The sequence below is a fragment of the Streptomyces sp. NPDC001020 genome, assembly GCF_053599115.1.
Genome location: NZ_JBSFLQ010000023.1, coordinates 102,063 through 120,916, shown reverse-complemented (window position 1 = coordinate 120,916; position 18,854 = coordinate 102,063). Strand labels below are relative to the sequence as shown.

Genomic DNA, 18,854 nt, shown 5'->3' with positions numbered 1-18,854 from the left:
GTGTCAGTGCCTCCCGGTCCTGGAAGCGTGCTCGTCGATGGCCTCGAAGGCGTCGTTCTGTGCGCCCTGGATGATGTTGCCGTTCACGTTCAGCGCTCTGGCCATGCCGGCGATGGCCTCCATCAGCGACGTGCCCGTCTCCGAGGCGCCCTTGCGCTCCTTCTCGTCCTGCGGGCCGAGTTCCCTGGCCATCGAGTCGTCCTGGCCCACCCAGCCGGCGGTCCTGCGGGCCGCGTCCTCGAATTCGCGCACCGAGTTGTCCGTGATGTCCTTGATCTCGGCGAAGATCCGCGCCCACCTGTGGATGTCTGCGGGGTTCGCGGAGAAGACGTTTCCCACGGCTTCTACTCCTCCCCGTCCTCATGGATCTCGTCCCGCAGCGACGCTCGGCCCTTCCGGGGGGAGGACGCCTCCGGTTCCTCCAGGACGCCGGGCCCGAAGATGTCGGCCCAGTCGATGTCGAAGCCCTCCATGTGCGGCATGCCCGGGCGTGGTTCGGTGAAGGGCGCCATCGTGCGCATCACGTGACGCGACATCGAGTCACGTGCCTGCGTCGCGGCCTCCAGTACGGATGCGGCGAGCTCGGTCGGGCTCATGGTGCGGTACTTGTTGTCGAGGAACCTCAGGTCGATCAGCTGCCCTTGGGACCCCACCGTGGCCTCCACCGCGCGGTCTCGGGATCGAACCACGTAGGTGGCGTCGCGGAGTTCCGCCTTGGCCTTGGTCAGACCGGTGGTGACGGCGTCGAGTTCGGCCAGCGTCTCGGCGAGGCGCTCGCTGAGGGCCTCGGTGAAGGGATTCGCCGCCACGGTTGCGTCGGGCGTCTCCTGCTGGGCACGCGTCACGCCGTCCTTGTCCATCCCGCTCATCCGATCACCGCCGGTGCTCCGCCTTCCTCAGTGCCCCACACGTCCTCGTCCTCGTCCACCCAGTTGGTGCGCTGCCGGTCCCCGCTCTCCGTGGACTGACCGCCCTGCATGCCGCCCATCGGGGCGCCGCCCATGGGAGAGCTGGTGGTCTGGGTCCCACCGCGCCTGAAGGGCATGTCCTCGCCGTCGATGGCCGGTGCCACGGCACCGTTACGGCGCAGTGCGGACAGGTTTTGCGTGTCGTTCAGCGTCGTACGCACACGTTCCCCGTTCGCCCCGCCCGCTCCCCCGGCACCCGCTCCGGTTCCCGCACCGCCGAAGCCGGGGTTGAGAGGTGTGCCCCCTCCGTTCGCCGTCGGGTTCAGGGTGTCTGCTCCGGCGACCTGGTGACCGCCGACGGCTCCGCCCAGCGTACCTCCCGTGAAAGGTGTGCTGTCGTAGTCCATGTAGTCGGCGTCCGCGCCACCGTCGAGATGCCCGTTGCCACCGCTGAGATGCACGTTGTTCAGTGGGGCGGTTCCGCCGTGGGAAAGGTGAGTCCCGCCGTGCAAAGGGTTGGTACCGCCATGCGAAAGGTTGGTACCGCCCCTCGGCAGGTCGGGTATGTCGATCGGGTTGTTCAGATGGGTCGTGGTCGTGTGACCGTCCGGGTTCGTGGTCCGCAGGGTGCCGTCGGACGGGTTGAACACCGTCTTGGTGCCGTCCTGGAACTCCGTCGTGAGCGTGCCGTCCGGGTTGAGCCGGGTGTGGCTCCCGTCGGGATTGGTGATGACGCCACCGGGATTCAGCCGGGTCGTGGTGGTGTGGCCGTTCGGGGCGGTCGTCATGATTTGCCCGGTGTCGGGGTTCAGCACCGTCTTGGTGCCGTCCGGGTATGTCTGCACCAGGTTTCCGTCGGCGTCGAGGTGAGGGCCGGCAGTGGTGGGCGAGTCGGGGTTGAGGTTGAGCGGGGATGAGGTGCCGGTGGGCGTCTTCGGGATCAGGGAGGAGAAGTTGTTGAGCGGAAGGGTGGTGCCGGTGTTCAACGGACTGTTGGTCAGGTGGGTGCCGCCGAAGTCACTGGTCGGATTGTCCGAGCCGCCGTTCAGCAGCGACGCCTTGCCGTCGCCGTTGAGACCGCCGCCGTTGAGGTTCAGGCCGCCGCCGTTGAGGTTCAGACCACCGCCGAGACCGTCCGCGCTGAAACTGTTGCCCAGGTTGCTGAGGCCGTGGTTGAGGCTGTCTCCGAGCCCGTGCAGGCCGTTGTTGAGCTGCTTCTGGTTGTTGTTGGAGTCGGAAAGATTCTGGTTCAGGTTGTCAAACAGGCTCTTGTTGTTGTGGTTGGAGTCGGAGAGGTTCTTGTTGAGATTGTTCCAGGCTTCACTGTTCTTCTTGTTCGCATCATCGAGAGCCTTCTTGGAAGCCTCCTTCTCGCTCTTCATCTCCTTCTTCTCGTAAGTGTTGGAGAGACTTTCCGACTCTTTCGTCAGGACCTCTTGACCCAGATCCTCAGAAGCGTCACTCCAGCCTTTCCCAAGCCTGGAAACAGACTGCTTGGCAGCCTCAACGAGATACCCTTCCACGTTGCGATTCCAGCGATCCACCGCCTGTTCGCCGAGTTTCTTCCAGGTGTTTATGTCGTCGAGCGCACCTATTCCGGGGTTATCGGAGAATCCCGGCAAGGTGTCAAAGGCGTCCTCGCTCGTATACCTCAGATCTTCGTCACCGTCGTCATCGGAGGACCAGCCGTACTGCGACCCGAGGCTTTCGGGATCGACCACGACGAGCGGAACGTTGTTATGTATGATCCAGTCACTCAGCGCGTCCAACTCTTCGAGCAGAGACCGGTGCGGATCATGCTCTCCCGAGTCGGCCCAGTTCTGCCATACGTCCTTCAGTACCTTCGCCTCGAAATGCAGATCCCACTGAGCCTGGAACAGCATCTCCGAATACGTCGACTCCGGGCTGCCGCCGCCGAGGAACTCGTGACCGGATTTGTACTCACGGCCCCCCATTTGCTGTACATAGCTCTCGTAGTTCTTGTGCAGCGTCTGGATGAGGGTCCGCACCACGTCGGCTGACTGGCCCTTCCATGCCGCGTCATCCCCGCCCAGCGCCTTGTTCCACTCCTCGAGTGGCGCCAGTTGACGCCGGAAGAACGCTGCTGCCCGGTCGAAGGACTGAGCGGTTCGAGTGAACGAGACGAGGTCAACGGCCTCGGCATCCTGCACAGTCTGGCCACTGTAGGAAAAGCCTTTGGTGCTGTGTTCGTTCACCAGCTTTTCGAGGGCGAACTTCGGAGCGGACACGTAACGCCACAGCTCGGTGTCGTCCCATTCGTCGCCGTACTTGCCCTTGAAAGCACCCCCTTCTCTGGTCGAGCCCGGATCCGACAGGTGACTCTTCCCGTTCTCATCGGCGAGAGTTCCAATGAACACGATGTCAGCGGTGAACAGCCTGACCTGGTCCTTACCGTGATGCGTGTAGAAGGCAAGCCGATAGTCCTCGCCATGGGAGGCCTGCCATCCGGAAACAGCGGTGTAGTCCTCCGGTTTAACGGCACGCATCGGATGCTCAACCACGTTCACCCGCATAAGCGGAATTCCCTCTTTGCTCTTCAGCTTGTCGAAGAGGGACTTCCGGCTCGACATCGGGTAGCCGGTGTACTTGTTCACGGCCTGGGCCCAGTAGTCATCCGGATCGTTTTCCATGCGAGAACTCCGCTGTGATGGGGTGGAGGAGGGGAGACCGGCCTATGTGGTCTGGCTCTGACTCTTGCCGTTCGTCGGGGTCAGATCACGGTCGACATCCCCGAAGATGTCGAGGAGCTTCTCTCCGCTGATCTCGGTGATGTTGTCGCTCTGTGTGGCCCCCATGATCTTGAGGGTCTCTCTGAAATCCCTGTCGATGTCCCTGAACAGTCGCTGCTGGTTCTCCAGGATGCCGTCGATGGACTTGGCCGACCTGGTGACCGCGTCGATGAGGGCCTTGCCGTGCGTGAGCCCCTCGTCCCCGGCCATCGGACCGAGCGCGAGGAACTGGTTCTGATGCAACGTTTCGGGAGTGGCTTCGCCGTTGAGCAGGCTCTTGAGGGCCCGAGCCGGGTGATCGGTCCCTTCGTCCGAGTCCTGACGAATGTTCTCCGTCTGCGTCACGAAGTCCTTGAGCTCCGTGTCGATGAACGTCTGCAGCGACTTCCCGTCGAGATGCGACAGGTTTGCCATGGGACCTCCAGAGATAGCGGGGTGGGGCCGGGCAGATACGGGACCGCCGAGCCCGCCACGACAGATGGTGCGGTGAACCGCGAACGGGGAGTGCCGGCGTGCCCCGGCCGGCGTGCCCCCCCCCCGGCGGGACCGCAGCCGAAGTGCGGGCATACATCCGCGGCAGCTTCGGCTGCGGTGCCGTGTGCGCACCGCACGGGCCGATCCCGCAGGTGGTCGGTCGGCCCCCAACGTTGCGCGGTGTCAGCCGATGACCTTGACGTCGGACCACATCTGGCTCAGTGAGTTCTCGGTGTACTGGTAATTGCCGGACACGTCCGTGAGGAGGCTGGCGTGACTGCTCAGCAAGTTCTCCATGTTCTTGACCGCAGCGTCCCAGTCCCGCTGCTTGCCGTCGTACGCGTCGCGGTCAGCACCGCTCCAGGAATCCCTCAACGCCGTGAGTTCCGCGTCGAGGTCGACGATCGTCTGGGCGATCGCCCTGGTCTGGTGGACCATGTCGTCGGCCGCGTTCTGCATGTGGTCGTAGGCGACGTAGATCTGACCGTCTGTGAAGCTCATGGTGACCTCTAGTCTCTCGAAGTGAGTCAGTCGTCCGGGAAGGCAGCGGCTCTCGAGTCCTAGGCGGCACCCGTCAGCTGGTCGAAGACCGTGTTCGCTTCCTGGTAGGCGTGGTTGATGGACTCGTTCGACGAGCCCTGGTTCTTCTGCATCGACGACAGGGTCAGGTTGAGGCTGTCGATCATTTCCCGGAGGCCGCGCAGGATGCTGTCGGCCTGCCCCTCCCAGAGCTGAATGAGGTCGCCGTAGGCCATGCCGTCACTTCCCTGGTAGCCCGTCCTCAGGTTGTTGCGCGTGGCCTCCACGTCCTGACGGCACCTCAGGACACCGTTGAAGGCGGACTCCAGGGCCAGGATGCCGTTGCGTGTCGCTTGCTCGTCTCCTTGGCGGACATTGCCTGCCATGTTCAGCCACTCCCTTGCTTCTCCGAATGAGTGTCCCCGCACCTGCCCGGCGCCTGATGCCAGATGCCTGATGCCAGATGCCTGTTGCCAGATGCCTGTTGCCTGATGCCTGTGTGACTGGCTCCGAGGGCGGACGGTGAAACCGGACTCCACACATACGTTACCGGCAACGTGTGTCGCACAGGCATCCATCACATGTGCCCGGTGCAACCTACACATTTGCTGCTACCCGGCCTGCCCGCAATGGGCCGACGTGGTGGCGGGTGACACCACGCCGCCGGCCGCGTCCGGGTCCAGGTCCGGCCCCGCGGGCAGCATCCACAGCAACGGTGAGGGCAGGGACGTCACCTGGCCCTCGTTGTAGCCGAGTGCGCCGAGCGCTTTCGCGGTCGGGACGCGGTACTTGGTGCCGGTGTCGTCGACCAGGTAGGTCGTGGTGCCCATGGTGGTGCCACCGGCTCCCAGGGCGCGTACCAGCGCCGCGTGCCCCGGACGCACCACCACGGCGTCCACTGGCAGACAGGCTCGTGCGGATTCCGCCGACGGCTGGGCCGCGGGTGTCAGGTCGTCCGTCGCCGCGAGCAACGTGGTGACCTTCGTGCCGTCCTCGTCCGGTTCCACACCGACGCACGCGGACTTGTCCGCCCCGATGCCGACCGGGTTCGGCGGTGCGGCGGGCAGGTCCGTGGAGGCCGGCGAGCGGCCCTCCACGCCCGGCGCCAGGTGCTGCTTCAGCGCGTCGGCCCCCAGGGCGGCCGGTCGCGGTGTCCGTCCCCCGTACGCCTTGTCACGTGTCCGGGGGTCGCCGAGGACGAGGTCCGCCTGCGTGGTGGTCAGCGGCACCAGTCCCTCCTTGCGCAGGAGGTAGTACGGGTGCTCGTCCGAGCCGGGCACCCGGGCCTGGAACACCTGGCCGATCGTGCTCGCCCTGCCGTCGAGCGACGGTCCGGCTTCGCCGCGGCCCGGTACGTCGGGCGTCACCAGGTCCGGACCGGCGACCAGGGCGTCGAGGAAGGCCGCGGAGACCGGCCGTGGGGTCACGGAGCCGTAGCCGAGCGACACGGCGGCACCGGATTGCTTGTCCAGGCGCAGTCGGCTGCCCTGCCAGACCAGGTAGGTCGTACGGTCGGGTCCCCTGACCACGAGTCCCTGTCCCGAGCCCAGCCCCGTGCCGTCCACGGGAGCACCGGCCACCAGCGTGGTGTGCGCGGCCGAGGCCTGGGCGTCGACGGTGGAGCAGACCAGCCATGCGCCCCGGTCCAGGTTGCTCGCCGACGGCACCGACTCGGGGGCGCCGGGAATGCCGATGGGCCGGCCGACGGGGGTTCCCTGGAGGGAGGCGGTGGCCACGGTGGAGGTGGCGAGATCACTTCCCGCGATCAGCCGGGCGGAGGCGTAGTTGCGCACCGGCCTGAGCCGGCCGCCGAGATACAGGTAACGGGCGCCGGTCTCCTTGTTGACGACGAGTGTTCCGGCCGCCTTCCAGGAGGTCTTGCCGCCGGGCGAGATCAGCCCGAACACCAACGCCCCGGCGGATATCAGCACCGCGATGAGCACACCCATGAACACCCCCCGGGTGGTCCGGCCCAAAGGTGTGTCAGGGGCGTCGGGCTCCGCGAGGAGCATGCCGGCGGTCAGCCGGGTCATGACGAAGCTGTGCGCCTGGACCTGGTCGCGCTTGGACTGCATGGTGGCCTACCTCGCGGCTCTCTTCGAAATCGGCATGGTCGCGGTCAGCCGGAGATGGCGCGCAGGTCGCCGAACACCCCGATGGCCCAGAGCACGAGCGGCAGCAGGCTGATGGCCAGCGTGGACTGCAGCAGCTCGGCGGCGCGGCCCCAGTAGGGCAGCATCCGGCGTCCGGGAACGGTCCAGGTGACGACGGCGAGTACGGCGGTCAGGCCCAGCAGGCCGACGACGAACACGGGCCGGTCACCTGGGGCGAGGCGGGCGCCGGCGCCCACGAGGATCAGCGCGGCGCCCAGGGCGCCGGGGACGACCAGGGCCAGCCGCTGCCACGAGTTGACCATGCCCCGTCCGTGCAGCAGCAGGATCACGGACAGGACGACGCAGATCAGCTCCTCCGGGACGCTCGGGCGTCGCACGAGCGGAATCAGGCAGATCGCGGAGACGACGCCGATCGAGCCGTACAGCGCGATCATCCAGCCGCCGGCCAGCTCCGTCCGGGTGGCCACCTCCTGGCTGGGGTACGGGTCGATGCCTTCCTGGAGCTGCCGCGGACTCGTCGGCAAGGGCGGCATCCGCATTCCGGCCAGCTTGAACGAGAGGGCGGGGACGAACCCCCCGACGAGCACCGCACATGCGGCGACCACGCAGGCGGCCGTGTCCACGGGCACGTCGAAGACGCTCATCATGGCCCCGGAAACGGCCGCGGCCACGCAGACCACGGCCGTGGAGAGGAAGAGCGGGGCGTAGACGGCGACGGCGGCGAGGGCGAGGACCGCGCCGCCCGCCCCGGCCGCGCCGACGGCCAACAGTCTTGCCCCCAGCACCTGGTGGGCGTGGGGCCCGGCGATCTCACCGCCGGGCAGCAGCCAGCCCGCGAGGGCCAGCGCCGGGGTCGCCATGACACCGAGGGCGGCGCCCGTGGCCGCGTCACCGACCGCACGGCTCGCCGTGGCGGCTCCGGCCAGCAGAAGCAGACCGGCGACGCCCGCCGTGGCCACGCGGGGGACGACCGGGCCGCCGGGCCAGGCCAGCACGCCCAGGCCGATGACGAGCACACAGACGATGAAGCCGCGCAGCAACTGCCGGCTTCTTTCCGGGGTCCAGGCGTGCAGCCTCTCCCGTGTGACCTCCGCGATGCCCTCGACGAGGTCGTCGAGGCGCACCTCGGGCATCGCCTCGGCCCGTGGACGCAGATGGAGGACGTCGCCGTCGTGGAGGTCGAGTGCCTCCAAGGTGGCCTCGTCGTCGAGGGCGGGGCCGCCGAGGCGTTGGAGTACCCAGCCGCCGTGGTCGAGTCCCTCCTCCTCGATGCCGTCCGCGCAGTACCGGAGCAACGTGGGCAGAAGGTCGGCCACCGGCACGTCCGCCGGAACAGCCAGGTCGATGGTCCTGGAGGGTGCCCGGACGGTGAGGCGGCACAGGCTGGCCACCGAGGTGTCGCTCATGGTCGGCACATTCGCTTTCGCGGCAGGTGATCAGGTGGGTCGGATGCGGTGGAGACGTCCCGGGCAACACATACGTGTCTGAACCAGTGTGTGTTCCATCCGTCTATCGTGTGCAGGGTACCTCTGCTGCCGGGCTGGCTTCACAGCCCCTGTTTTCCGCCAACGGGCCCGGTGACACCTCACTGGTTGCTGCCCGAAGGAGCCGATTCGTTGAGTTCCGTGCTGTTTCGTCGTCCCGCGCGTCGTCGCGGTCCGGACATGCCTCAGGGGGAGTTGAGCCTCCAGGAACCCCCGGTGCTCGCTGAGACGGTGCCCGACAACTCCGCGGTGTGGACATACATGCCCATGGCGATGATGTCCGTCTCCATGATGCTGATCTTCCTGCGCCCGGGTGGGTCGAACGGTGTCTTCGTCTATCTGTCGCTGGGCCTGATGGTGATGGCGTCGGCCGCCATGATCATCGGTCAGTTCATGCGTCGCACCAGTGAGCGCAAGCAGCGGCTGCGGGGAGAGCGGCGTGACTATCTGAGGTATCTCGGGCAGATCCGCAAGCAGACCCGACGCGCCGTGGTGGAGCAGCAGTTGGCTTTGGCCTGGCGGCACCCGGAGCCTGCCGCGCTGCGCTCCATGGTGCGCACGACCCGCCTGTGGGAACGCCGAGTGAAGGACGAGGACTTCGGTGAGGTGCGGATCGCGGTCGGCGACCAGCAGCTGGCCTTGAAGCTGACCCCGCTGTCCACCAAGCCGGTGGAGGACCTCGATCCGCTCTCCGCACATGCGCTGCGCCGCTTCATACGTGCCTACAGCACGGTGCCCGACCAGCCGGTCGCCGTGTATCTGCGCTCCTGGGCGCGGGTGTTGATGCGGGGCGACGCGGCGGCCAGGCGGAATCTGGTGCGTGCGATGGTGGCGCAACTGGCCGTCTTCCACGCCCCGGAGGAGCTGTGGATCGTCGTGTGTGCCGCCGACGAGCACCGCGCCGACTGGGAATGGGTGAAGTGGCTGCCCCACGGTCAGCATCCTCAGGAGGAGGACGGGGCGGGCCCGGCACGGATGGTGACGTCCGCCTTCAGCGACCTGGAGGACCTGCTGGGAGCCGAGTTCGGCGAACGCCCCGCCTTCGACCCGGAGATTCCTCCGGGGCGGGAGGAGCCGTACACGGTCGTCGTCCTGGACGGTGTGACCGTGCCCTCCGGACACCGCATGGACGCTCAGGGCTTCCGCAACGCCGTCGTTCTCGACCTGGCCGAAACCCTGCAGTGGCGGCCCGGACGCACCACGCTCCGCCTGGACGTCCAGCCCGACCGGATCAGCCTGGTGCGCACCGACCGGACCCGCAAGGAACAGACGACGGTCCTCGGCAGGCCCGATGCCATGGGGCCTGCCGGAGCCGAGGCGCTGGCCAGGATGATCGCGCCGTACCGGATGCGGCTGGCGGCCTCCGCGGCCGAACCACTGGCCGCGGACACCGAACTCACCTCGCTGCTCGGCATCCCCGACCTGTACCGGCATGAGCCGGCGGCCCTGTGGCAGCGTGCCGACGGCGCGTCCCGGCTGCGGGTGCCCATCGCGGTGGGCGGCGACGGCCTGCCGGTCGAGTTGGACATCAAGGAGTCCGCGCAGGGCGGGATGGGGCCGCACGGCATGCTCATCGGCGCCACCGGGTCCGGCAAGAGCGAGCTGCTGCGGACTCTCGTCCTGGGGCTGGCCCTGACGAACTCCTCCGAGACCCTCAATTTCGTCCTGGTCGACTTCAAGGGCGGAGCCACCTTCCTCGGCCTGGACGAGCTGCCCCACACCTCGGCGGTGATCACCAACCTCTCGGACGAGGTCGCACTCGTCGCCCGTATGCAGGACGCCCTCCATGGCGAGCTGATCCGCCGCCAGGAGCTGCTGCGGGCAGCCGGCAACTACTCCTCGGCCCTCGAGTACGAGAAGGCGCGTGCCTCGGGGGCCTCGCTGGCCCCCCTGCCGAGCCTGTTCGTCGTGGTCGACGAGTTCAGTGAACTCCTCTCCGCGCACCGGGAGTTCATGGAGCTGTTCGTCATGATCGGCCGTCTGGGGCGATCGCTGGGTGTCCATCTGCTGCTCGCTTCGCAGCGTCTTGACGAGGGGCGGATGCACCAGCTGGAGAGCCATCTGTCGTACCGGATCGGTCTGCGCACCTTCTCGGCCATGGAGAGCCGGGGTGTGCTGGGTGTCCCGGACGCCTATCAGCTGCCCTCGCAGCCCGGCAGCGGATATCTCAAGAGCGGTGTCGAGGCACTGACCCGCTTCCGGGCGGCCTATGTGTCGGGCGAGTACCGCAAACGGGGCGGAGCGGTCGCGCAAGCCAGGGTGGCCAGCCAGGTGGTGCCGTGGACGTCGGGGTACGTGGTGCCGCGCACGGCCGCCCAGCCCGCGGTGGCGGAACCGGCCGCCGAGGAGGAGAAGGAGGCGGGTGACAGCCTGTTGTCGGTGGCGCTCGACCGGCTGCGGGACGCGGGGCCGGGAGCCCACCAGGTATGGCTGCCCCCGCTCGGCCGGCCCTCTCCGCTCGACGCACTGCTGCCACCGCTCACGGTCGATCCGGAGCGCGGATTCACGGCGACGCGGTGGACGGGGTCCGGTCGTCTGAAGGCGCCGGTCGGCCTGGTCGACAAGCCCTTCGAACAGCGCCGCGACGCCCTCGAGGTGGACCTGTCCGGCGCGGAGGGCCATGTGGGTATCGCGGGTGGTTCGCAGAGCGGCAAGTCCACGCTGCTGCGCAGCCTCATCGCCTCCCTGGCACTCACTCACACCCCCCGTGAGGTGCAGTTCTACTGCCTGGACTTCGGCGGCGGCACGCTGTCCGGGCTGTCCGGGCTGCCGCACATGGGCGGCGTCGCCTCCCGGCTGGACAGCGAGCGCATCAGCCGTACCGTGGCCGAGATCACGGCGGTGCTCAACCACCGGGAGCAGTTCTTCCTGGACAACAACATCGACTCGATGGCGACGTACCGGCGTCGGCGTGCGGCCGGCGAGTTCGCCGACGAGCCCCACGGTGACGTCTTCCTCGTGGTGGACGGATGGGCGACCCTGCGCCAGGACTTCGACTCTCTGGTCCCGACGTTCGGCCAGTTCGCCGCACGCGGTCTGAACTACGGCATTCACCTGGTCATCACCGTCTCCCGCTGGATGGAGATGACGACGCAGGTACGCGACCAGATCGCCACCCGCCTGGAACTCAAGCTCGGCGACAACATGGACTCGGTGATCGACGTGCGGCGGGCGGCGCTCGTACCGCGCATTCCCGGACGCGGTCTCACGGTCGAGGGCAAGCAACACTTCCTGTCGGCGCTGCCCCGGGTGGACGGCAGCGGTTCCGTCGACGACCTCACCGAGGGCGTCGACGACCTGGTCGAACGGATCGCGGGTACCTGGACCGGGGCTGCCGCGCCCGCCGTCAGGATGCTGCCGCACCGGCTGCCCGTCGGCGAGCTGCCCGCCACCGAGGGCACCGAGGGTCTGCGGATGCCGCTGGGTATCGACGAGGAGACGCTCTCCCCCGTCTGGCACGACTTCAGCCGCACCCCGCATCTGATGGCCATCGGCGACACTGAGAGCGGGAAGACCAACCTGCTGAGGCTGGTGACCTCCGCGATCACCGCCCGGTACACCCCCCAGGAGGCACGGGTCCTGGTGGTCGACTACCGGCGCGAGCTGGTGGAGGCCATACCCGAGGAGTACCGCCTGGGGCACGCCGTGTCCCTGTCCGCGCTCCAGGAGTTGATGGGCGGTACCCAGCGGGCGCTGAAGACACGGCTGCCGGGACAGGACATCAGCCCCGCCCGTATGCGCAAGGCGGACTGGTGGGCCGGCCCGCGGCTGTTCGTCCTGGTCGACGACTACGACATGCTGGGCGGCAGCAACGCGTTCGACCACCCCTTCGCGCCGCTCTTCGAGTTCCTGGCGCTCGGGCACGAGGTCGGCCTGCACATCGTGGTCGCGCGGTCGGCCACCGGCGCCGGCCGCGGCTTCAACGACCAGCTCCTGCGGCGCCTGGGCGAGGTCAACACGCCGGGCCTGCTGCTGTCCTGCCCGCCGACCGAGGGATATGTCTTCGGCAACGTCAAGCCCCGCAACCTGCCGCCGGGCAGGGCCCGGTACATCGCCCGGAACAAGGCGACACTGTTGCAGACGGCGGTGGTGGAGCAGTCCCCGGAAGCGGCGGAGAGGTGACTGTGGGGGGTGGTCGGGGCGTTGACACCCCGACCACCCCCCACAGCCGTTCACGGCAGGCCGGAAAGGTTCCGTAGCGCGTCAGCGCCGTGTCGGATGCCATCCACGGGCCCGGCCGCGCGGGATGGCCACAGCCGCCCAGCCGACGAGGAGCACGACTCCCGCTCCGAGGGCGGAGATCAGCAACGCGGTCCGGGTGGCCCGCTCCCCGGGCGTCCGGTCCGGCAGCCGTACGGAATCGTCCTGCGCTCCGGCCCCGGCGCGGACCGCCTGCGTGCCGTCCGTCACCGAAACGACCGCGGCGTAGGCGTCCAGCCGCGGTACGTCGTCGGGGTAGGCGGTGGATGTCAGGCGCCGGGCCACCTCCGCCGCGGAGAGGTTCGGGAAGGCCGAGCGTACGAGGGCGGCGGCGCCGGCGGTGTACGCGGCGGCGAACGAGGCGCCGGAGCCGACGAAGTGCCCCCTTCCGCGCGGCCCGATACCGACGACGCCGTCGCCAGGAGCCGCCAGGTCGGCGCGGACCGGGACAAGCGCGGAGTCCGGGCGGCCGCCGCGGACGTCCACGTCCAGCACGCTCAGCACGCCGGGGATCGCGGCGGGCCAGTACTCCCGTGGTCCCGGTGTGGTCGCCCCGGCGGTGCCGCTCGACGGGTCCGGTACCGCGGCGGCCACGATGAGGGCGTCGTGCTTCGCGGCGTACGACACCGCTTTGTCGAGCCGGGGCGACCTGGTGTCGAACGCGGCCGACACCTCGACGACCCGGGCACCGGCGTCCACCGCGCCGCGGATCCCCGCCGCCACGGCGGCCACCGACGGTGCCCCGCGCTCGGTGGTGCCGCGGGCCGCGACGATGTTCGCCCGCGGGGCGACGCCGTGGAAGGCGACGCCCTTGGCCGGTGCGGCGGCGATCAGTCCGGCGACGAACGTGCCGTGCCCCACGCAGTCGTCCCCGGCGGGGCCCAGTGCCTTGACGCGTCCCGCCAGGGTGGGCGCGCTCGTGGAGACACCCGTGTCGACGACACCTACCTTGACCCCCGCTCCCCGCGAGATCCGCGCGGTCCGGGGCAGTTCCAGGCTCTGATGCTCCCACGGCGTGGTTCTCGCCGTGGTCGTGGACCGCTTGGCGCAGACGGCGCCATCGGCCAACCGTGCCGCCACGACGGGAAGTCTGACGGTCGTCGTCCCCTCGGCGACGGCCTCCGACGGGACCGCCGGCACGGCCGTCGCCGCCAGCGCGAGGGGCAGGAGGACCGAGGCGCAGGAGCGTAGGGCCGTCCGCCCCCGTTCACAGAGGCCTCGGCGTACGGGGTCTGTGCCCGGCCCGCGCGTCATGCGGACACCCCCTCCCGCCGCGGCGCGTCCTGCGGCAGAAGGAGCCTGAGGTCCTCGAACCCGGGCGCCGACATCCGGGTGATACGCCCGGCCTGACGCGTCATCATGCCTTCCAGGACCTGGCGTGCCAGACGGGCGTTGCCGAAGGACCGGTCGCGCGGCAGCGAGTCGAAGTACTCGCGGAGCACCGGCCCGGTGCCGGGCCCGCACTCGTAGCCCGCCGTGGTCGCGTGGGCCCGTACGATCGTGACGAGTTCGTCGGACGAGTAGTCGGCGAACTCGACCCGCCGGGAGAACCGCGAGGACAGACCCGGGTTGGACGCCAGGAAGCCCTCGATCTCCTCGGTGTATCCGGCGACGATCACGACGACCTCGTCGCGGTGGTCCTCCATCAGTTTCAGCAGGGTGTCCACCGCCTCACGGCCGAAGTCGGAGGCCGCGGCGCCCGCCGGGGTCAGCGTGTACGCCTCGTCGACGAACAGCACGCCGCCGATGGCCCGCTCGAACACCTCACGGGTCAACTGCGCGGTGTGGCCGATGTACCGGCCCACCAGATCGGCGCGGGACACCTCGACGAGCTGGCCGCGGGGCAGCACGCCGAGCGAGGCGAGCAGCTCGCCGTACAGGCGTGCCACCGTCGTCTTGCCGGTGCCGGGCGGCCCGGTGAAAACGAGGTGATGGCTGATGCGCGGCACGGGCAGGCCCGCGGCTTCCCTCTGGCGTGCCGTGGACAGCAGGTTGACGAGGTCGGTGACGTCCCGTTTGACGGCCGCGAGACCCACCAGGTCCCCCAGTCGCGCGAGCGGGTCGGTCTCGCCGGATGCGGCCTCGCCCAAGATCGCACCCGCCGCGTCGGCGCCCACGTCCTCGGGCAGCAGTAGTTGCAGGTCGCTCTCGGAGAAGTCGGCGAGGGTGGCCAGACGGGTCGCCTGGCGGTCCACCATCTCCTCGAACACTCGGCGTGCCTCGCGGCCGTTGCCGAACGTGGCGTCCTTCGGCATCCTTTCGAAGCGTACGGCCAGCGCCTGGTGCGTCGAGTCGTCCAGCCGGTACTGGTGGGACAGGCACATCTTCTCGACGATGGCGACCAGTTCGGGCACGGTGTAGTTCTCGAACTCGATCGTCCGGGAGAAACGGGAGGCGAGGCCGGGGTTGGATGCCAGGAAGTCGTCCATCTGGGACGAGTAGCCCGCGGCCACGACCACCACGTCGTCCCGGTGGTCCTCCATCAGCTTCAGCAGTGTGTCGACGGCCTCGCGGCCGAAGTCGGCGCCGGAGCCCTGTTTGTCGGACAGCAGCGTGTACGCCTCGTCGATGAAGAGGACCCCGCCGAGCGCACGGTTGAAGGCCTCAGTGGTCTTGATCGCGGTACCGCCGACGATCTGGGCGACCAAGTCCGCCCGGGAGACCTCGACCAGGTGTCCCGACCGCAGGGTGCCGAGCCCGGCGAGGATGCTTCCGTAGAGCCTGGCGACGGTGGTCTTGCCGGTGCCCGGGGGGCCCGCGAAGACGAGGTGGCGGCTCATCGGCGGCGCCGGCATGCCCAGCCTGACCCGCCGCTGGGCGAGCTGGGTCAGGTTGACCAGTGTCCGCACCTGCTGCTTGACGTTGTCGAGGCCGATCAGCCCGTCCAGCGCGGCCAGCGAGGCGTCGTCGCCCGAGCCGGCGCCGTGCTCCTGGGTCCCGGGAGACGCGGCCGGATCGGTGCCCTCCGCGTCGCCGACGCCCCACGCGTCCCGCTTGCCGTTGCCGGTGCTGGTCAGACCCTCCACGGCCACCCGGTCGCCCGCCTTGGCCTGGATCAGGCCGCCGCCCGCGTTGTCCCGCACCGTGCAGTTCACCACCGAGACCGGGGAGTCGGACTCGATCCGCACGCCGTCCTTGCCGCTGCCGCTGATCTCGCAGGAGTTCAGGGACGCCCGCCCGCCGTCGGCGATCAGCACCCCCTGCCCGGCGCTCTCGTGGGACGTCACACGGGTCGCGGTCAGGTCACCGTCCTTCTCGACCAGGACGCCGTTCTGCGCCGCCTTGGTGATCACGCAGTCCCGTACCGTCATGACGCCGGCACCGCCGACGGAGAGCCCGGCGCCCTCAGGAGCCTCCACCGCTCCCCCGCCGACGTAGACGTTTCCGTCGTCCTCCACACGTACGCCCGCGCCTGCGGGCCGCTGGATCAGGCAGTCCTCGAGCCGCCCCCTGCCGTCCTTGAGCACCTCAACACCGTGTCCCGCCGCGGAGATGATCCGGGCCCGGCGGATCAGCGGATTGGCGCCGGTGCGAAGGGAGATGCCGACACCTTTGGCGTCCACGACCTCCAGCCGGTCGATCTCCGCCGCGGACTCCTCCTCCAGCAGCAGCCCGGCACCGGCGCAGTCCCGAACCGTCAGGCCGACGAAGACCGGCGAGGACGACCCGGTCACCCGGACCGCGGGCGCCTCGCAGGAATCCGCCCAGCAGTCCTCGAACGTGCCCCGTGAGCGGTCGGCGACGAGGACTCCGTGCTCCTTGGTCCGGGCCACCCGGCAGCGGCGCAGCAGCGGGTCGCTGCCCGTGCCCACCGCGATTCCGATGCCGGAGGTGTTCGTCACCCGCACGTCTTCGAGGAGGGTGCGCGATTCGCTCGTGATGTGCACACCCGTGGTCGTGTCGTGCACCACCGTGCGCAGCACACTGGTGGTGCTGCGGCCCTCCAGGGCCACCGCCGGCTTGTCCGTGGAGGAGATGTCGCACTCCTCGATCGAGCCCTGGGCCTCCCCGTTCGCGAGCACGCCGTTGCCGCGGGCGTCGCGGATCGTGCAGCCCCGCACGGTGATACGGCCCTGTTCGCCGATCACGACGCCGGTCGTGCCGAGGTGTTCGAGGGTGGAGGACTCCACCGAGCTGTCCGCGGGTGAAGTGACCACGACTGCGGCGCCCGCGCCATTGGTGACGCGGCAGTCACGCATGGCCAGCGAACCGCTGTTCCGGGCGAGCAGCGCGGTCCACGAAGAGGCCGCGATCTCGCAGCCGTCCATCGCGACCTGTCCACGGGGCGCGTCGACGACCGGAAGCTCCTCGTCGCGGCCGCGCAGCACCAGGTCGGTGAGCATGACGGCATCCGCCTTCAGCGTCAGGGCGGTGCCCCGACGCGGGGCTATCTCCACGGTGCCACGCGCCTGAGCGGCGACGATGGTGACCGGCGTGGTGATCGTCAGATTCTCCGGGTAGGTGCCGGGAAGGATGCTGAGGACCGCGCCACTGCGTGCTCTGGCCAGCGCTTCCCCGATCGTTGACAGGCCGTCGGCACTGTCCGGGCCGACGGTGAGTACCTGGCGAGACACGCGTGGTTCCTCCTCAGACGGACACCCCGGAACCCGCGGACCGGGGGTGCCTTGCACGGGCAGCGACCATCTTGCCGGGCGCCCAGGTCGCGGGATGGCGAACCGGGCGGACACGTTGGCAACCGTGCGGCGGAAACCTGTCTCGTCATCGGCTCCCGCCGACACCCCACTCGATTGCTCCGGTGACGCCTCGGCCGACCCGGGGACCAGAGTAGTTGAGGTTCAACGACATGCGGGAACCGCGGAACCAGCCGGAACACAAATGTCATCGGTGGGACTTGGGCGTCGACATGTGTCGGCCCGGGGAGCTTGTCGTCGACGTGGGTGGGACGGGACCGAGCACGGTTCGGGTTCGCAGACCACAACACGTATCTTTACTCCGGCCCTGGTCCTCCGATGAGAGGAAACACGAGGGCTGAACCGGGAGGGCGGCGGACCCGCTACATGTGTGTGTGGGACCGACCACTCGGGGAAAGCTCGCAGACCCGCGCGCAGCGCTGACGCACGGGCCCGCACTCCGCTGGAAAGGAACCCATGAAGCCTCCGCACACACCCCGGTCGGCGCGGGATCTCCCCGTCAGAGTCCCGGGAAGCTCCAAACGCGTCAGTCCCGGTGTCGCACCCGAGGGCGCCGCGGGCCAAGGCACCTCGGCCGAAGGTAGCGCTCAGAGCGCACCGGAAAGCGGTGAGCAGGCACCCGGCAAGGCCGGGCGAAGCACCTCTTTGCCCCGGCTCACCCAGCTCTCGTCGCTCGGATCACGCCAGAACGCCGGCCGCTTACCCGCGGCCTCCTCCGCACCGGCCCCGGCCGACGACTCCGTCGAAAACGGTTACGGCGATGGCTTCAAGCGTCGCGGTGACGAGGGCACAAGCCCCGGTGCGAACATCGTCGTACCGCTCCGACCGAGAGACCGGCGTAGCGGTGACAAGGCCCGGCGGGAGGGATTTCGCGGCGCCCTGGCCGTCGTGGGCATCGTGGGACTGCTGGCGGCGGGCGGTGTGCTGCTGACCCTCGGCCTGGGCGACCGCCACGGGCAGAAGAAGCACGAAGGGGCCCCGGTGGGCGTCGGTTACGACGGCCGCCACGACCGAGACCTTCTCGACGGGCTCAGCGAAGTGACGGAGCCTTCCGCGACCGCGACCGCGTCCGGCACCAAGGCCGGCAAGGACGCCAAGGACGCCGAGGGGTCCGCGAAGCCCACGTCCGGCTCGCCCTCGAGCCGGGCGACGAGCAAGGAGTCCGCGACTCCGAGCGAACACGCCACGGCCCCGGCGAAGGGCGGGAGCAAGGACACGACGACGCATTCGGCCGTGGCACCGGGCGTGAAGGTGTTCAGCCACGCCTCGAACCGCTGCATCGACATCGCCGGCGGCAAAGCCGTGCAGGGGGCGAAACTGATGATCTGGGACTGCTCTGACTCCGCTTCGCAGCGGTGGACCTTCACGGACGGGTCCATGCGCGCCCTCGGCATGTGCGTGCAGCTCGCCGAGGCCTCGACCGCCGACGGGACGGACCTCGAACTGGCGCACTGCAACGGCGCGGCCGCTCAGCGGTTCGAGCTGAACTGGCGCCACGATCTGGCCAGCAGCCTGGCGAACAAGTGCGCGGACGTACGGGACAACGGCACGGCCAACGGCACCAGGCTCCAGCTGTGGTCCTGCGCCGGTTCCGACAATCAGAAGTGGTCCGAGGCGGGCATGCCCTGACGCGCGGAGCGCCGGGCGTTCGTGAGCCACCCGGCGCGTCCGTGAGCCACCCGGCGCGTCGCCGCCGTCCTGACCAAGCCGGGCGCCGGCACCTGGTCCAGGCGGGGGCAGTGCCTGCGCCCAC

Annotated in this window: 12 protein-coding genes; 2 read left to right on the top strand and 10 right to left on the bottom strand. The window is 69.1% G+C overall.

Annotation, left to right across the window (positions count from 1 at the left end):
* Positions 1-3: 3 nt before the first annotated feature.
* The 8 genes from ACWDEX_RS22635 to eccD all read right to left on the bottom strand — a co-directional run bounded on the left by ACWDEX_RS22635 (position 4) and on the right by eccD (position 8,171).
* On the bottom strand, positions 4-339 hold the full coding sequence (locus ACWDEX_RS22635; protein WP_450465571.1) for a hypothetical protein: 336 nt from the start codon (positions 337-339) through the stop codon (positions 4-6).
* 5 nt (positions 340-344) lie between these two features.
* A complete protein-coding gene (locus ACWDEX_RS22630) occupies positions 345-869 on the bottom strand; it encodes a YbaB/EbfC family nucleoid-associated protein (protein WP_450465569.1) in 525 nt (174 codons plus the stop codon).
* On the bottom strand, positions 866-3,559 hold the full coding sequence (locus ACWDEX_RS22625; RefSeq protein ID WP_450465567.1) for an AAWKG family protein: 2,694 nt from the start codon (positions 3,557-3,559) through the stop codon (positions 866-868). Before ACWDEX_RS22625 ends, ACWDEX_RS22630 begins: the two co-directional genes overlap by 4 nt.
* Before the next feature lie 42 nt (positions 3,560-3,601).
* Entirely contained in the window at positions 3,602-4,072 is a 471-nt protein-coding gene (locus ACWDEX_RS22620) for a type VII secretion system-associated protein (RefSeq protein ID WP_450465565.1), read from the bottom strand.
* 243 nt (positions 4,073-4,315) lie between these two features.
* The gene (locus tag ACWDEX_RS22615) at positions 4,316-4,633 is read right to left on the bottom strand and encodes a WXG100 family type VII secretion target (RefSeq protein WP_450465564.1); all 318 of its coding nucleotides are present in this window, start codon (positions 4,631-4,633) and stop codon (positions 4,316-4,318) included.
* A gap of 59 nt (positions 4,634-4,692) precedes the next feature.
* On the bottom strand, positions 4,693-5,037 hold the full coding sequence (locus ACWDEX_RS22610) for a hypothetical protein (protein ID WP_450465563.1): 345 nt from the start codon (positions 5,035-5,037) through the stop codon (positions 4,693-4,695).
* Between the two features lie 225 nt (positions 5,038-5,262).
* On the bottom strand, positions 5,263-6,726 hold the full coding sequence (gene eccB, locus ACWDEX_RS22605) for a type VII secretion protein EccB (RefSeq protein ID WP_450465562.1): 1,464 nt from the start codon (positions 6,724-6,726) through the stop codon (positions 5,263-5,265).
* Positions 6,727-6,770: 44 nt separating this feature from the next.
* Complete coding sequence (gene eccD / locus ACWDEX_RS22600) at positions 6,771-8,171, bottom strand: type VII secretion integral membrane protein EccD (RefSeq protein ID WP_450465561.1); 1,401 nt, start codon at positions 8,169-8,171, stop codon at positions 6,771-6,773.
* A gap of 258 nt (positions 8,172-8,429) precedes the next feature.
* Here eccD and eccCa point away from each other — a divergent pair, with 258 nt between their 5' ends.
* Complete coding sequence (gene eccCa / locus ACWDEX_RS22595; protein WP_450465560.1) at positions 8,430-12,371, top strand: type VII secretion protein EccCa; 3,942 nt, start codon at positions 8,430-8,432, stop codon at positions 12,369-12,371.
* 81 nt (positions 12,372-12,452) lie between these two features.
* On the opposite strand, the gene ACWDEX_RS22590 is transcribed toward eccCa, so the two are convergent.
* Positions 12,453-13,703: a S8 family serine peptidase gene (locus ACWDEX_RS22590; RefSeq protein ID WP_450465559.1), complete on the bottom strand. Its 1,251-nt coding sequence runs from the start codon at positions 13,701-13,703 to the stop codon at positions 12,453-12,455.
* The gene (locus ACWDEX_RS22585) at positions 13,700-17,023 is read right to left on the bottom strand and encodes a right-handed parallel beta-helix repeat-containing protein (RefSeq protein ID WP_450465558.1); all 3,324 of its coding nucleotides are present in this window, start codon (positions 17,021-17,023) and stop codon (positions 13,700-13,702) included. Before ACWDEX_RS22585 ends, ACWDEX_RS22590 begins: the two co-directional genes overlap by 4 nt.
* A 723-nt stretch (positions 17,024-17,746) precedes the next feature.
* On the opposite strand from ACWDEX_RS22585, the gene ACWDEX_RS22580 reads away from it, so the two are divergent.
* Positions 17,747-18,730, top strand: a complete 984-nt coding sequence (locus tag ACWDEX_RS22580) for a ricin-type beta-trefoil lectin domain protein (protein WP_450465557.1) — start codon at positions 17,747-17,749, stop codon at positions 18,728-18,730.
* The last annotated feature ends 124 nt before the right edge of the window (positions 18,731-18,854 follow it).